At 59.9% G+C, this 14,960-nt stretch carries 13 protein-coding genes and 1 pseudogene; 8 read left to right on the forward strand and 6 right to left on the reverse strand.

Annotation, left to right across the window (positions count from 1 at the left end):
- Nucleotide 1 precedes the first annotated feature (1 nt).
- The 7 genes from PMI34_RS11035 to PMI34_RS11005 all read left to right on the forward strand — a co-directional run bounded on the left by PMI34_RS11035 (nt 2) and on the right by PMI34_RS11005 (nt 8,166).
- The gene (locus tag PMI34_RS11035) at nt 2-1,444 is read left to right on the forward strand and encodes a mannose-1-phosphate guanylyltransferase/mannose-6-phosphate isomerase (protein ID WP_008051091.1); all 1,443 of its coding nucleotides are present in this window, start codon (nt 2-4) and stop codon (nt 1,442-1,444) included.
- Complete coding sequence (locus tag PMI34_RS11030; protein WP_008051093.1) at nt 1,445-2,242, forward strand: ABC transporter permease; 798 nt, start codon at nt 1,445-1,447, stop codon at nt 2,240-2,242.
- The gene (locus PMI34_RS11025) at nt 2,242-3,495 is read left to right on the forward strand and encodes an ABC transporter ATP-binding protein (RefSeq protein WP_008051095.1); all 1,254 of its coding nucleotides are present in this window, start codon (nt 2,242-2,244) and stop codon (nt 3,493-3,495) included. Before PMI34_RS11030 ends, PMI34_RS11025 begins: the two co-directional genes overlap by 1 nt.
- On the forward strand, nt 3,492-4,859 hold the full coding sequence (locus tag PMI34_RS11020; protein ID WP_008051097.1) for a glycosyltransferase family 4 protein: 1,368 nt from the start codon (nt 3,492-3,494) through the stop codon (nt 4,857-4,859). The genes PMI34_RS11025 and PMI34_RS11020 overlap by 4 nt, the downstream gene beginning before the upstream one ends.
- Complete coding sequence (locus PMI34_RS11015) at nt 4,843-5,973, forward strand: glycosyltransferase family 4 protein (RefSeq protein WP_008051099.1); 1,131 nt, start codon at nt 4,843-4,845, stop codon at nt 5,971-5,973. The genes PMI34_RS11020 and PMI34_RS11015 overlap by 17 nt, the downstream gene beginning before the upstream one ends.
- A complete protein-coding gene (locus tag PMI34_RS11010; protein ID WP_008051100.1) occupies nt 5,974-7,104 on the forward strand; it encodes a glycosyltransferase family 4 protein in 1,131 nt (376 codons plus the stop codon).
- Between the two features lie 144 nt (nt 7,105-7,248).
- The gene (locus tag PMI34_RS11005) at nt 7,249-8,166 is read left to right on the forward strand and encodes a LysR family transcriptional regulator (RefSeq protein ID WP_008051102.1); all 918 of its coding nucleotides are present in this window, start codon (nt 7,249-7,251) and stop codon (nt 8,164-8,166) included.
- Here PMI34_RS11005 and PMI34_RS11000 read toward each other — a convergent pair.
- The 5 genes and pseudogenes from PMI34_RS11000 to PMI34_RS10985 form a co-directional block, all read right to left on the reverse strand.
- Nucleotides 8,163-8,515 (reverse strand): annotated as a pseudogene (locus tag PMI34_RS11000) (hypothetical protein). The gene PMI34_RS11005 and the pseudogene PMI34_RS11000 overlap by 4 nt on opposite strands.
- Nucleotides 8,508-8,630 carry a hypothetical protein gene (locus tag PMI34_RS29540; RefSeq protein ID WP_008051106.1) on the reverse strand — a complete coding sequence of 41 codons (123 nt, stop codon included), beginning with the start codon at nt 8,628-8,630 and terminating at the stop codon, nt 8,508-8,510. The pseudogene PMI34_RS11000 and the gene PMI34_RS29540 overlap by 8 nt, the downstream one beginning before the upstream one ends.
- Nucleotides 8,631-8,776: 146 nt before the next feature.
- A complete protein-coding gene (locus tag PMI34_RS10995) occupies nt 8,777-9,718 on the reverse strand; it encodes a 2-hydroxyacid dehydrogenase (RefSeq protein WP_008051108.1) in 942 nt (313 codons plus the stop codon).
- On the reverse strand, nt 9,715-10,470 hold the full coding sequence (locus PMI34_RS10990; RefSeq protein WP_007988289.1) for a class II aldolase/adducin family protein: 756 nt from the start codon (nt 10,468-10,470) through the stop codon (nt 9,715-9,717). Before PMI34_RS10990 ends, PMI34_RS10995 begins: the two co-directional genes overlap by 4 nt.
- Nucleotides 10,467-11,768 (reverse strand): MFS transporter, encoded by a 1,302-nt coding sequence (locus PMI34_RS10985; protein ID WP_008051111.1) that lies wholly within the window; start codon nt 11,766-11,768, stop codon nt 10,467-10,469. The genes PMI34_RS10990 and PMI34_RS10985 overlap by 4 nt, the downstream gene beginning before the upstream one ends.
- A gap of 155 nt (nt 11,769-11,923) precedes the next feature.
- Between PMI34_RS10985 and PMI34_RS10980 the strand changes: the two genes are divergently transcribed.
- A complete protein-coding gene (locus PMI34_RS10980; RefSeq protein WP_008051112.1) occupies nt 11,924-12,883 on the forward strand; it encodes a LysR family transcriptional regulator in 960 nt (319 codons plus the stop codon).
- A 12-nt stretch (nt 12,884-12,895) separates the two neighbouring features.
- Here PMI34_RS10980 and mrdA read toward each other — a convergent pair whose 3' ends face one another.
- A complete protein-coding gene (gene mrdA / locus PMI34_RS10975; RefSeq protein WP_008051113.1) occupies nt 12,896-14,788 on the reverse strand; it encodes a penicillin-binding protein 2 in 1,893 nt (630 codons plus the stop codon).
- Nucleotides 14,789-14,960: the final 172 nt, after the last annotated feature.

The raw sequence follows: 14,960 nt of genomic DNA on the forward strand, positions 1-14,960 counted from the left end.
CATGCTGATTCCCGTGATTCTCTCCGGTGGTGCCGGGACAAGGTTGTGGCCGGTGTCGCGTGAAGACCATCCCAAACCGTTCATGTCATTGCCCGACGGCCAGTCGCTGCTGGGTAAGGCCTATCGGCGTGCCGCGCAACTGATCGCCGGCTGGGGAGATATCGTCACGGTGACCAACCGCGAGTACTACTTCCAGAGCAAGGATCACTTTCGGGACGCGCACCTGGGCCGTCATCGCGGGCACTTCCTGTTGGAGCCGACGGGTCGCAACACGGCGCCGGCCATTGCCGCCGCCGCCCTCTCCCTCCAGGCCCTGCATGGCGACGATGCGATCATGCTGGTCATGCCCGCCGACCATCTGATCGTCAATGTCGACGCACTGAAGGACGCGGTCGAGCATGCCGTGACATTGGCCAGGTGCGGTCACCTGGTGACCTTCGGTGTCGTGCCGACCGCTGCGCAAACCGGTTTTGGCTACATTGAAACCGGCACATCGCTGGACGACAAAGGCGCTGCCCGCGTGCGGCGCTTCGTCGAAAAACCCGACCTGCAAACCGCGACTCATTTCCTGGAAAGCGGCAACTTCCTGTGGAACTCCGGGATGTTCTGCTTCTCGGTCGCCAGCGTACTGGCCGAACTGCAAACCCATGCTCCCGATTTGCTGGAGCAGACGCGAACCTGCATGGCCGCCAGTGCCGCGGTGGAAAACGCGGGGTGTTTGCAACAGGAACTGTCGCCGGCCCTGTTCGGCGAAATCATGGACATTTCCATCGACTACGCGTTGATGGAGCGCTCCGACAAGGTAGTCGTCGTGCCGGCCCGTTTCGACTGGAGCGACATCGGTTCCTGGGGTGCGGTGGCCGCGCTGGTACCGGCGGATGCACAAAACAACCGCACCGTCGGCGAGTCGATTTTTATCGACAGCCATAACAACTTCGTCCACAGCGAAGACCGTCTGGTCGCGACCGTGGGCGTGGACAACCTGATCATCGTCGACACCGCCGACGCGGTGCTGGTGGCCCACGCCGACCGCGCCCAGGATGTGCGCCGGGTGGCCAGGCAACTCAAGGATAAAGAGCACGAAGCCTATCGCCTGCACCGTACGGTCAGCCGGCCATGGGGCACCTACACCGTGCTCGAGGAAGGCCCGCGCTTCAAGATCAAACGCATCGTGGTCAAGCCTGGCGCCAAGTTGTCACTGCAAATGCACCACCATCGCAATGAACACTGGGTGGTGGTCGAAGGCATGGCCAAGGTCACCAACAATGGCACAGGCACTCGCCTGGTGGCCAAGAACGAATCGACCTTCATTGCCGCGGGTCACAAGCATCGCCTGGAAAATCCCGGTGTGATCGACCTTGTGATCATCGAAGTGCAAAGCGGCGAATACCTGGGAGAGGACGACATTGTCCGCTTCGAAGATCAATACGGCAGGACGGTTTGAATGCTGCTTTCCCTTTACCGCACGCTGAGCAGCTATCGAGGGTTCATCCTCGGTAGCGTCCAGCGGGAGTTTCAGGCGCGTTATCGCAATTCGTTGTTCGGTGCCCTCTGGACCGTGCTCAATCCGCTGTCGATGATCATTGTCTACACCGTGATTTTTTCCCAGATCATGCGCGCGCGTTTGCCAGGGGTAGATGACGGCATGGCCTACAGCATCTACCTCTGCGCCGGGTTGCTGACTTGGGGCTTGTTCGCGGAAATCACCGTGCGCAGCCAGAACATGTTTCTGGATAACGCCAATCTGCTGAAAAAAATCAGCTTTCCACGGATCTGCCTGCCGGTGATCGTGCTGTTGAATGCCGGTATCAACTTCGCAATCATCATCGGCCTGTTCCTCGGCTTTCTGTTGATCACCGGTCGACTGCCGGGCCTGGCGCTGTTTGCGCTCATTCCTCTGCTGGCGTTACAGGTGATGTTCTGTGCCGGGTTGGGGATGATTCTTGGCGTACTGAATGTGTTTTTTCGCGATGTCGGGCAATTTTTCGCCATCTGCCTGCAATTCTGGTTCTGGCTGACGCCAATCGTTTACCCGATGAGCATCCTGCCCGATTGGGTGCAGCGCTTGCTGCAACTCAACCCCCTGACCAACCTGATCACCAGCTACCAGAACATCTTCCTGTATGGCCAATGGCCCGTCTGGAGTTCGCTGCTGCCGATCCTGGTCGCCAGCGTTTTGTTTCTCGTCATCGGGCTGCGGCTGTTTCGGCAGAGGGTCGGTGAAATGGTGGATGAACTCTGATGGGGCACATACGCGTCACCGGCCTGGGCAAGGCCTATAAACAATACCCTACCCGGTGGAGTCGACTGGTCGAATGGCTGGTCCCGTTCTCGCCGATCCGTCATCGCCAGCATTGGGTGCTACAAGGCGTGACCTTCCAGATTGCCCCCGGAGAATCGGTGGGTATCGTCGGGGTCAACGGCGCCGGCAAAAGCACCTTGTTGAAGATGATCACCGGTACCACCCAACCCACCTGCGGCACCATTGAGCTCGAAGGCCGCGTCGCCGCCCTGCTGGAATTGGGCATGGGTTTTCATGCGGACTTTACCGGCCGGCAGAATGCGGTCATGGCAGGGCAACTGCTGGGCATGCAGGTCGAAGAAATAGAAGCATTGATGCCGGAAATCGAACGCTTCGCGGAAATAGGCGACGCCATCGACCACCCGGTGCGCACTTATTCCAGCGGTATGCAAATGCGTCTGGCGTTCAGTGTGGCCACCGCGCGGCGCCCGGACATTTTGATCGTCGATGAAGCACTGTCGGTGGGGGATGCCTACTTCCAGCACAAAAGTTTCGACCGCATCCGCAGTTTTCGCAAAGCCGGTACCACGCTGTTGATCGTCTCCCATGACCGCTCGGCGATTCAGTCGATCTGCGACTCGGCGATCCTCCTGGAAAACGGCCACATGGCCATGCACGACACCCCCGAATCCGTCATGGATTACTACAACGCCCTGCTCGCCGAGCGTGAAGGACAGACCGTGCGCCAGGAAGCCCTCGCAGGCGGCCAGGTCAGTACCATTTCGGGAACGGGTGAAGCCAGGATCCTGACCGTGCGCTTGCTCGACATACATGAACGCTCCATCGACGCCGCCGAAGTCGGCCAGCCGGTCGTGCTGGAGGTGAATGTCGAGGTTCGCCAGGACATCGAACGGCTGGTATTGGGCTTCATGATCAAGGATCGCCTGGGCCAGGCCATGTACGGCATCAACACCCATCGCCAGGATCAGGCGCTGACTGACTTGCGGGCTGGCGAGCGCGTGACCTATCGCTTTGCTTTCGTCATGGGGCTGGGCAAGGGTAACTATTCCGTGGCGTTGAGCCTGTCACGCCTGGATTCACATCTGGACCGCAACTTCGAGTGGCGCGATTACGGGTTGGTGTTCCATGTGATCAACAACCGCCAGGAAGATTTTGTCGGCTGCTCGTGGCTGGCCGCGAAGACCACCGTCACGCGCTCGAGCGCGCCGGTGACCTCGGGGAGCACGCCATGACGCGTCTTTTGGTGGAATGCACGCACGTATTCCAGCACCCCAAGGTCAATTCGGGTATTCAGCGGGTGGTGCGCAACGTCGTCAACCAGCTACCGGAGTCGGTCGGCGATGTTGAATGCATCCCGGTTGTGATGCTTAAGGGCAAACTCTATCGGGTACTGCAACTCGGCGCGCTGAACATTCCGTTTTTCGATGCCTTGATGATCTTTGGTGGACGACTTGGGCGCTTGGCTCACCGCTTCTGGCAATTGCATCAGCGCTTGCACAATCGAAGCAACTCGCGAGTGATCAAGCGTTTGCTGCACGTGGCCTACCGGGTGACAGCGGTCACCTGTTTCAGCCTTCCGCTACGTGCGATCGAGGGCATCAACCAGTATCAACTGCCCAAACGTTGCACGCCGCTTCAGCACCAACCGGGGGATCAACTGGTGCTGCTGGACTCGTCCTGGCACACCGATTTCTTCCCGTTTGCCGAACGCCTCAAACGTGAAGGCGTGGGCATCGTTTCGGTGATTTACGACCTGATTCCCGTGACGCATCCGCAGTTTTACGACACGCGGTTAGTGCAGGTTTTCAACGAGTGGTTCGACTGGATCACCCAAACCGCCGATGGCTACGTGGCCATTTCCGCCACGGTGCGCGATCAGGTGCGTGATGAATTGCAGCGCCGCCTGGGTCCTGCCAAGGCCAGTGAATTGTGGTTCGACTATTTCCACCTCGGCTGCGAACTGGACCTGAGCGAAGTCACGGCCGTCGTCGAGCCGCGCCTGACGCATATTTTCAAAACGCCGGAACCCGTGTTTTTGATGGTCAGTACCATCGAGCCGCGCAAGAACCACGACTACCTGCTGGACGCCTTCGAACGGGCCTGGGCGGCAGGCTCCAATGCCCGGCTGTGCATTGCCGGGCGAATCGGCTGGAAATGCGATGCACTGCTGACCCGGGTCCGTAATCACCCGCAGTTGAACCAACAACTGTTCATGTTCAACGACCTGAGCGACACCAGCCTCGAACATGCCTACACCCACGCCAGCTCACTGGTGTTTCCGTCTTTTGTGGAAGGCTTTGGCCTGCCGCTGGTAGAAGCCATGCAGCGTGGACTGCCAGCCATGGGCAGCGACATTGCGGTCTTTCGCGAAATCGGCGGCGAGTTCATGGCGTACTTCGATCTGGCCGAACCACAAAGCCTGGCTGACCTGGTCATTCGTTTCGAGAGCAGCGGTCAATTCCCGGCCACTCGTGACGTCGCGGACTGGCGCTGGATCGGCTGGCGTGAAGCCAGTGCGCAATTGGCCGAACACACCCTGCGCAATCTTTCGGACGTGCCGCTCGTACAAGAGAGGCAATATGCGCATTGCCCTTAACGCCCGCATCCTCCAGGCGCCGCGCACCGGCATCGGCCACTACGTCGTCGAACTGGCGAACGCCCTGGCGAGTGAACCGGATATTGAACTGGCGCTGTTTCATGGCTGGGGCTGGAGTACTGTGCTGCCTGAGGCGGCCATGCCCGGTTATTCCCGACTGACACCATTGCTGCGGCAGATTCCGGGGGCCTATCAGGCCCGACGGTGGCTGGAGCAGAAACGCTTCGATCAAGGCCGCGGGCAGGCCATCGACCTCTACCACGAACCGAGTTTATGGCCGCTGTCATTCGACGGCCCGACAGTCATCACCCTGCATGACCTGACTCACCTGCACTATCCCGAAACGCAGCCACCGGCGCGCTTGCGAGAAATCGAACGGCGCGTGACCGGCGGCGTGCGACAGGCAAGCCTGATTCTGACCGACTCGCAGTCCATTGCTGACGAAGCCCAGGCCCATTTCGGGTTACCGGCCGAGCGATTTGTCGTCGCCCCACTCGGTGTAGCCGCGCGTTTTCACCCGCGGTCCCCCGAGGCTATGGACGCCGTACTCAAGACCCATGGCGTCGAAGCGCGGGAATACTTCCTCTGTGTCGGCACCCTGGAACCGCGCAAGAATTTGTCCCTCGCCCTGCGCGCCCACGCCCGATTGCCGGAATCAGTCCGTCAGCGTTTTCCATTGCTGATCGTCGGCATGGCCGGCTGGCAGCGCGAGCAGTTCAGCGAAGAATTGCACCAGGCCCTGGCCTGCGGTTGTGTCTGTTTGCTGGGCTATCTGCCTGACGAGCACGTTGCGCAGCTGTTGGCCGGTGCCCGGGCATTGATTTTTCCGTCGCTTTACGAAGGTTTTGGCTTGCCGGTGCTGGAGGCCATGGCCTGCGGCACACCGGTCATTCTGACCAGACGTTCGGCCATGCCCGAAGTCGCAGGCTCTGCGGGTAACTATGTTGAACCGGATGAAACAGACGGCTTGCGCGATGCAATGAGTCGTCTGATCGAGGATCTAGCGCATTGGCAGGCATGCCGAGAAGCCGGATTGCTACAGGCAAGGCTTTTTACCTGGGAGCGCTGCGCGCAAGTGACGGCCAACGCTTACCGCCAGGCTCTGGGAGGTTGAATGCGAGTTCTTCATTTTTTCAAGACGTACCTGCCTGACTCGGTCGGCGGGATCGAACAAGTGATTTTCCAATTGTGCGAAAGCGGTGCCCTGCACGGCGTTGAAGGCAAGGTGCTGACACTCAGCGCCGATCCGACACCGCCGGTGATGCAGATCGCTCAACATGAAGTCCATCGAGCCAGGCTCGACATTCAGTTCGCCTCCACAGGGTTTTCCTGGAGCGTCTACAAACAGTTTTGCGAGCTGGCAGCCGAGGCCGACGTGGTCAATTACCACTTTCCATGGCCGTTCATGGACCTGGTGCATTTCGCCAGCGGCCTGAACAAGCCCAGCGTGGTGACGTACCACTCGGACATCATCCGTCAGAAACAGCTGCTCAAACTTTACCGGCCGCTGATGAATCGCTTTCTGCACAGCGCCGACCGGATCATCGTTGCATCGCCTAATTACCTGCACACCAGTGATGTGTTGCAACAGTTTCAACACAAGACCCGAGTGATCCCCTATGGATTGAACAAGACCGGTTACCCACAGCCGGACAGCGATCGAACGGCCCACTGGCGGCAAAAGCTTGGCGATAAGTTCTTTCTGTTTGTGGGTGTGATGCGCTACTACAAAGGTTTGCACATCCTGCTCGACGCCCTGAAGGACCTGGATTACCCGACAGTGATTGTCGGTGCCGGCCCGCTGGAACTAGAGCTGCATGCCCAGGCGGCCGCCTTGGGTTTGCGCAATATTCACTTCCTCGGGCGTCTGGGAGACGAGGACAAGGTAGCGCTGCTGCAACTGAGCTACGCCATCGTGTTCCCGTCGCACCTGCGCTCCGAAGCCTTTGGCATTTCGCTGCTGGAAGGCGCGATGTATGGCAAACCGATGATCTCCAGTGAAATTGGCACTGGCACCAGTTACATCAACATCCATAACGAGACCGGGCTGGTGGTGCCACCGAGTAATCCTTTGGCGTTTCGCGAGGCGATGCGCACGCTTTGGGAAAGCCCGGTGCTGGCGGCGCAAATGGGCGAGAAGGCACAGGCCCGTTATCAGAATCTGTTCACGGCGGACGAAATGGGTCGCAAATGGGCAACGTTGTATGAGGAACTGCTGGAAGAAAAAACCCTCGCCTACGCATGAGGCCTTCCGGCAGATCCGAGTTACCCCTGCTGCTGCGTTGCAACAGTGTTACGATCGGGCAACTGTAGATTTTCCATGGCTTGCGCACTACGTGTGCAAGCCATGGACTGTCCCTATTGGCCCCTGACTTCCTGCTGACCGCCTATGCAACGCCTGCTCAATGACCGCCTGGACTGGAACCTGCTGCGCACCTTTCGGGTGATTGGTCAGGAGCAGAGCATCAGCCGCGCCGCCGCCCGCCTGCACCTGACGCAACCGGCAGTGAGCCAGGCACTCAAGCGTCTGGAAGAACAACTGGGCCGCCAACTGATTGCCCGTCGCGGGCCACGTTTTGTCCTGACCGAAGTCGGCGAGCAGATCTTCGCCCTGGCCGGGGAAATCTACGGGCAAATGTCCCAGGTCAGCAGCGTGCTGGAACAACCGGCCGACGAAGTGATCGGCAAGGTGCGGTTGCTGATCATCAGCCGGATTTTCTCCGAGCGCTTTGATGACTTCCTCGCCGACTTCCATCGCCAATACCCGCGAGTGGACCTGGAAGTCGACGTGATGCGCAGTTCCGACATCGTCAGCGCCCTCCAGGAAAAAACCGCGACCCTTGGCCTGAGCCTCAATCGGCGTCCGCAGCCACGCCTGGAGCAGCGCTTGTTCCTGCGTCAGCGCTATGCGTTTTTCTGCGGCAAGCACCATGGAATGTTCGGCCAACAGGACGTCGCCGAAGGGGATCTGCAACGGGAGAACTTCGTCAGTTTCACCAGCGACCAGATCGGCGGCATGCTCTCGCCGTTGACGATTTTCCGCGATCAGCAGGGTTTCAGTGGCCGCATCGTCGCGTCCTCACCGAGCCTGGAGGAAGTCCGGCGACTGGTCATCGCCGGCTTCGGTATCGGCTGTCTGCCCGAACACGTGGTGGCGGCCGACGTTGACGCCGGATTGCTCTGGCGCCTGCCGCCCCACGAAGGGATTGCCGATGTAGACATTCATTTGCTGTGGAACCGCGAACAGCGCATGAGCCGTGCCGAGACAATCTTTCTTGAAAGCCTGCAACAACGGCTGACGAACTAAACGCGCAAGACCTGCGTCACCGGTTCACCGGCCAGCAAACGTTCGAGCAGTCGCGGCTCGGCGCGATCCGAGGCCAGCGCCTGCTCGATGACAGCCTCCGCCGATGCCGTGTCGAGAAACAACACGCCGTTGTCGCCGCCAGCACGTCACCCGGCCTGATTTGCGCCAGGGCCCGGTTGACGGCGATGGCATCGGCGCCCGCCAGTTTCAGGGTCAACGCGCGGCCAACGACTTTCACATTGGGCACCATGGCCCGCAGTTGCGGGTCGGCAAAACCCTCTTCGAGAAAATGCCCCAGGGTCGGAAAGCTCACCGCCTTGAGCCGTTCGATCAGTTGCGAATCATCCATGTTGCGACTCCCCGGCAATCAGTTCGGCAACGCAGTCGATCTCCAGCGATACGCCCCCACAGCGCACCCGGGTGCCGGGTGCGCCGGACTTTTCTGCGGACGATAGATCGCTCATCACTGTCTCCAGGAATTCATCAAGAACTCGTTATTTAATTGTTTTGACTGGCAGTAAAACGGATGAGGCGAAGGTTGTTGTTATGGCTCACCCAACCGGGCGGGCGAGTTCGCAGGGCATTTTCTATTGGTTGGATAGCGCTGGGCTCAATAACCCAGTAATCGGTCGGCACAGTTCAATAACGGTTCACCGTTATTCAATCGACGGAAGTTTTCCGCCACTTGTTCGGCAATACAGTCATGGGAAGCCGCCGAAGCCATGTGCGGGGTGATGGTGACACCGGGCATTGTCCAGAGCCGGTGATCGACCAGCAGAGGTTCCTGTTCGAAGACATCCAGCAAGGCGCCGCGCAACTGCCCGTTCGCCAGGGCCTGTTCGAGGTCATCGATGTTCAAATGACCGCCCCGGCCGCAGTTGACCAGTGCCGCGCCGCGGGCGAGCCGCTCGAAAGTGGTCCGTTCGAGAATCCCGCGGGTTTCGCGGGTGAGGGGCAACAGGTTGATCAGCAACTCGACACCGTCGAGAAACGGATGCAACGCATCAGCCCCGGCGAACGTGCGCACACCCGGCAAGTCCTTGTTGCGCCGTGCCCAGCCACGCACGTCGTAACCGGCTGCGACCAGATCCAGAGCAATCGCGCTGCCCAGCGATCCGAGCCCCATTACTCCGACCTTGAACTGCCCCGCCGCCCGTTGCAGCGGCCGCTCCCAGCGTTGCTCCCGCTGTTGCGACAACACCTGATCGAAACCGCGGTGATAGTGAATCACGGCCCAGCGCACGTATTCGGTCATGCCCTGGCGATGACCCGGGTCGACCACACGGCAAACCGGCAGGTCCGGGCACGACGGGTCGTGATCGAGGTGATCGATACCGGCGGCCACCGAATGGACCACCTGCAGGTTCGGCAATGCACCGAGACTGCCCGGCAAGGGAAACCAGCACGCCGCCATCTGTGCATCCGCCGCCCGGGAATCCTCGGCCAGCACGGCGATAAGCTGCGGCGCACTGCGGGCAAACGCCGCCTGCAATTGCTTGAGCAGCAGGGTGTCGCGGGACAACAGGACCACGGTATTGATGACGATGCTCATGACAAATAAGACTCGCGCTGGGATTCGATCAGGGTCAAAGCGGCCTCCCAGGCCAGGTCGATGATGTTGTCCTGCTCATCACGGTCAAACTGTTCGGCGGTGTGCGCGCAGACTTCCGGCGACGGGTAATGCAGTGCCGAACCACCGGCCAGTGCCTGCACCTGGGCCTGACAGGCGCGTTCCAGGAAGTGGATTTCCTGGAAGGCCTGGGCCACGCCCGAACCACCCACCAGCAAACCGTGGTTGCGCAGGATCATCGCCCGGTGCGGACCGAGGTCGGCGATCAAGCGCTCGCGCTCATCCAGCGACAGCGCGATGCCCTCGTAGGTGTGATAGGCCAGCTTGCCGTAGAACTTCAGCGCGTGCTGACTGATCGGCAGCAAGCCCTGCTTCTGCGCCGCGACCGCCATGCCGGCCGCCGTGTGGGTGTGGATCACACAGTTCAGGTCCGGACGCGCCATGTGGATCGCCGAGTGAATCACAAAGCCGGCGGCGTTGACCCGATGGCCGGCGTACTCCGGGTCGACCACCCGCCCTTCCTGATCGATGCGCACCAGGTCCGAGGCGCGCATGCGGTCGAAGATCACCCCGTAGCGGTTGATCAGGAAATGGTGTTCAGGCCCGGGAATCCGCAGCGTGATGTGGGTGTCGATCAGGTCAGTCATGCGAAAGTGCGCGACCAGTCGATACAGCGCCGCCAGTTCGCAACGGGCTTGCCATTCAACCGGGTCGATGTGTGCAGGTTTACTCACGAATACACCTCTTTGACAGCGTGGGTGACGACCGGGTTGGCGCGCAGGCGGGCCAGGCCGCAAACACCGATCAGGGACAGGGCCGAGAGCAGGGTGAAGAACACCGCCAGCGGCAACCATTGTCCGGAAAACTTGCTGGCCAGCAGCGTACCGATCAGCGGCGTGGTGCCCCCGGCCACGGCGCAAGCCAATTGGTAGGCGATGGAAATGCCCGAGTAGCGCAGGTGCACCGGGAAGGCTTGGGTCATGTAGCCGGCGATCACCGCGTACAGCGCCGAGAGAATCACCACCGCCAGGGCAATGCCGGCAGTCATGAACACAATGTTCTGCGTGCCTACCAGCAGGAACATCGGATATGGCGTGACCATGCACAGCAGCGCGACCCATTTGAGAAAACGACCTTCGCCGATACGTTCGGCGATCAGCGCCGAGAGCGGTTGTGAGAGCAACTGGATGACGGTCACCAGAAACAGGCAATCGAGAATCGTCGAACGGGCAATGCCCTGGTATTGGGTGACGTAGGTGATCATGAAGGTGTTGGTGAAGAAGAACCCGGCCGAGCCGATGGTCACGGCGGCAGCGGCGAACAGGATCTGCCGCCAGCAGGTGCGGATCACGTCCATCACCGGGTATTTGGCGGTTTCGTTGTTGTCCCTGGCCTTGGCGAATTCCGGCGATTCGTGAACCCCGGAGCGGATCAACAGGCCGACCATCATCAACACGCCGCTGGCGAGGAACGGCAAGCGCCAACCCCACGCGAGGAACTCGCCAGGCTCAAGGGACGTCACCAGACGGAAAGCGATCAGTGCCAGCAACAATCCGGCCGGGCTGCCCAGTTGCGCGAACGAGGCATAGAAGGTCTTACGCTTGGCCGGCGCATGCTCGCTGGCCATCAACACCGCCCCACCCCACTCGCCACCGACCGAAATGCCCTGAATGACACGCAGTACGATCAGGCCAATGGGCGCCCAGATGCCGGCGCTGGCATAGCTGGGCAACATACCGATGCCGGCGGTGGCAATGCCCATCAAGGCCATGGTCACCAACAGCATTTTCTTGCGCCCCAGGCGATCCCCCAGATGACCGAACACCATCCCGGCCATGGGCCGCGCAATGAAGCCGACCGCGAAACTACCGAACGCTGCGAGGGTGCTCATGACCGGGTCGCTGCTGGGGAAGAACACTTGCCCAAGGACCAGCGCCGCCGCGGTGGCGTAGATGTAGAAGTCGTAGAACTCGATGGTCGTGCCAATGAAGGCTGCGGCCGCGGCTCGGCGCGGTTGGGGAGTAGTGTGCATGCAAGGACCCTGTGTACTTATAGTTTTTGGGCAGGTGTTAAGGCTGATAACGGTTGCGCTCTGTGGCGCTTGTGGGCTTTATCGCTTCCATGCCAGGATTAGTCAATTTTCAAATCCTTATCTTTACTATTAGCACTGCTACTGCATGAGGTTATATGCCTTCCACTTCCAACCCGTGGGTCGGCCGGCGCTTTCTCAATGACCGCCTCGACTGGAACCTGCTGCGCACCTATCTGGTCATCGGCCAGGAAGGCAGCATGAGCCGTGCCGCCGCGCGACTGCACATCACCCAATCGGCGGTCAGCCAGGCGCTGAAGCGACTGGAAGAACAACTGGAATGCGTGTTGATTGCCCGTAGCGGGCGACGCTTTGACCTGACGGAAACCGGGGAAGAAGTCCTGCGAATAGCGGCGGATATCTATGGGGACATTTCACGCCTGGGGACGGTAGTGGAGAGCCGTCACGACGACGTGGTGGGCAAGATCCGCATCCTCACCGTCAGCGGCGTGCAGGCGCGGCATTACGATGATTTCCTCGCGGACTTCCATGAAACCCACCCGAAAATCGAGCTGGAAGTCGAGGTCATGGGCAGTTCGAACATCATCAGTTCGCTGCTGCAAAAGACCGCAACCATCGGCGTCGGCCTGTGCCGCTTGCCACAGCCGCGACTGGAACAACGGGTACTGTTTCGAGAGACCTATGCTTACTTTTGTGGTCAGCGTCATCGATTGTTCGGGCAAGAGAACCTGACCCTGGAACAACTGGCGGCGGAAAACTTCGTCAGCTTCACCAGTGATCAATTGGGCGGCAATCTTTCACCCCTGACGCTGTTCCGCGACCAGCAAGGTTTCACCGGCAAGATCGTCGCCTCATCCACCAGTTTCGAAGAAATTTACCGCCTGATCTGCGCAGGTTACGGCATTGGCGCGTTGCCCACCCATCTGGTGCGCCGGGATGTAGAGCAAGGTCTGCTCTGGCGCTTGCCGCCGGAGGATGGCGTGGTGGATTTCGATATCCAGCTGTTGTGGAATCGCGAACAGAAGATGAGCCAAGCCGAAACCGTGTTCCTCGAGAGTTTCCAGCACATGCTCAGCATCCGAGAGCCTGTGCTGTAAAGCCACGATGATTCAGACGTGAGGATCGCCTGGTGCCTTGCTCGGAGTTGCGTACTGCGGTTTGAGGTGGCCGTCCTGATCGAGTAGCCAGGCGTCCATGATCTGCCGCACCACGGGGCCGGCCACGCGACCACCGGCCTCGCCGTTTTCGATCATCACCGAAATCACGATCTTCGGGTGCTCGGCCGGGGCGAAACCGACGAACAAGGCATTGTCGCGGTTACGTTCGCGGGTTTTCTCCCGGTTGTAACGCTCACCCTGCTTGATCGCCACCACTTGTGCGGTACCGCTCTTGCCGGCTATACGGTACTGCGCTCCCGCCGCTGCGGCCCGGGCAATCCCGCGGGCGTCGTGCATCACCATCTGCATGCCATGGTTGACCTGCTCCCAGTCGCGAGGATCCTTGAGCAGAATGTTCGGCATCGGATGCTCATCCACCGGCGCGACACCGTCTACGGTTTTGGCCAGGTGCGGGCGATTCCACACGCCTTTGTTGGCAATCAATGCCGTCGCCTGGGCCAACTGCAGCGGCGTGACCTGCATGTAGCCCTGACCGATGCCGAGAATCACCGTCTCGCCCGGAAACCAGGCCTGACGACGGGTGGCACGTTTCCAGGCTTGGGATGGCATCAGGCCGGGGGATTCTTCATTCATATCCAGGGAGACTTTCTCACCCAATCCGAACATGGCCATGTAGTCGTGCAGGCGATCGATACCGAGCTTGTGTGCCAGGTCATAGAAGTAGGTGTCGTTGGATCGCATGATCGCCGCATCCATATCCACCCAGCCGTCGCCGCTGTGGTTCCAGTTGCGGTACTTGTGATCGAAATCCGGAAGTTGGTAATAACCGGGGTCGAACACACGGGTCTGTGGCGTGACGACACCGGCATCAAGGCCGGCGATCGCCACTTCAGGCTTGATGGTCGAACCCGGCGCATAGAGACCGCGCAACACACGGTTGAACAGCGGTCGGTCGATGGAGTCCCGTAGCGTGGAGTACTCCCTGGAGCTGATGCCGGTGACGAACAGGTTCGGATCGAAACTCGGGTTGCTGACCATGGCCAGCACTTCACCGGTCGACGGATCCAGCGCGACCACCGAACCACGGCGATCGCCCAGGGCTTGCTCGGCGGCTTCCTGAAGCTTGACGTCGAGGCTCAGGACAATGTTTTCGCCGGGCACCGGGTCAGTGTGCTTGAGCACTCGCAGCACGCGCCCCTGGGCATTGGTTTCGACTTCTTCATAACCGACATGGCCGTGCAGTTGCGTCTCGTAGAATTTTTCGATCCCGGTCTTGCCGATGGATTGGGTGCCTCGGTACTCGACCGTATCCAGAGCCTTTGACTCTTTCTCGTTGATACGTCCGACGTAGCCGACCGAATGAGCGAAGTGCTCGCCCAATGGATAGTGCCGAACGAACTGCGGCTCGACATCCAGGCCCGGCAAGCGGAACTCGTTGACGGCGAGTACGGCGATCTGTTCTTCGCTCAGCTCATAGAACAGCGTCACGGGTACGAAGGGGTGACGTGCCTGCTTCATCGCCTTGTCGAACAGCGAGCGATCTTCAGCGGACAAGTGCAGGAGATTGACCACCTCGTCCAGCTCTTCGCTGACATTGGATGCACGTTCGCGGGTGATGGTCAGGTTGAAGCTGGGGCGGTTGTCAGCGAGGAGTACGCCGTTGCGGTCATAGATCAACCCGCGGGTAGGCGTAATCGGCAGGACATGTACGCGATTGTTTTCGGAGATGGTCGAGTGATAGTCGAACTCGACGACCTGCAGGACATACAGGCGTACCACCAGAGCACAGGTAATGGCGGCAACGAACAAGGCGCAGGCCATGAGTCTTTTGTTGACCAGGCGTGTTTCTTTTTCGTGGTCCTTGATCGGTATCGGTTCAGGCACTTGTGCAGCAGCTCTTTGAAAAGAATGCCGATCCGTGAGCGCAGACTCAGTCCATTAAAAATGAGCTGCACCTTACCAAAACCGTGGAGTCAGGTTTGTGTGATTTTTTTTACAATTGACCTTGAATGGGCCGCTCGTGTTTTTTCGCGCACAAAAACAAAACCCCAACTGC

The sequence above is a fragment of the Pseudomonas sp. GM74 genome (assembly GCF_000282455.1).
Classification (GTDB): domain Bacteria; phylum Pseudomonadota; class Gammaproteobacteria; order Pseudomonadales; family Pseudomonadaceae; genus Aquipseudomonas.

What these genes read in the sequence shown, in the direction of transcription:
- PMI34_RS11035 (WP_008051091.1), top strand. Translation starts at nt 2, where the DNA reads ATGCTGATTCCCGTGATTCTCTCCGGTGGTGCCGGGACAAGGTTGTGG.
- PMI34_RS11030 (WP_008051093.1), top strand. Translation starts at nt 1,445, where the DNA reads ATGCTGCTTTCCCTTTACCGCACGCTGAGCAGCTATCGAGGGTTCATC.
- PMI34_RS11025 (WP_008051095.1), top strand. Translation starts at nt 2,242, where the DNA reads ATGGGGCACATACGCGTCACCGGCCTGGGCAAGGCCTATAAACAATAC.
- PMI34_RS11020 (WP_008051097.1), top strand. Translation starts at nt 3,492, where the DNA reads ATGACGCGTCTTTTGGTGGAATGCACGCACGTATTCCAGCACCCCAAG.
- PMI34_RS11015 (WP_008051099.1), top strand. Translation starts at nt 4,843, where the DNA reads ATGCGCATTGCCCTTAACGCCCGCATCCTCCAGGCGCCGCGCACCGGC.
- PMI34_RS11010 (WP_008051100.1), top strand. Translation starts at nt 5,974, where the DNA reads ATGCGAGTTCTTCATTTTTTCAAGACGTACCTGCCTGACTCGGTCGGC.
- PMI34_RS11005 (WP_008051102.1), top strand. Translation starts at nt 7,249, where the DNA reads ATGCAACGCCTGCTCAATGACCGCCTGGACTGGAACCTGCTGCGCACC.
- PMI34_RS29540 (WP_008051106.1), bottom strand. Translation starts at nt 8,630, where the DNA reads ATGAGCGATCTATCGTCCGCAGAAAAGTCCGGCGCACCCGGCACCCGG.
- PMI34_RS10995 (WP_008051108.1), bottom strand. Translation starts at nt 9,718, where the DNA reads ATGAGCATCGTCATCAATACCGTGGTCCTGTTGTCCCGCGACACCCTG.
- PMI34_RS10985 (WP_008051111.1), bottom strand. Translation starts at nt 11,768, where the DNA reads ATGCACACTACTCCCCAACCGCGCCGAGCCGCGGCCGCAGCCTTCATT.
- PMI34_RS10980 (WP_008051112.1), top strand. Translation starts at nt 11,924, where the DNA reads ATGCCTTCCACTTCCAACCCGTGGGTCGGCCGGCGCTTTCTCAATGAC.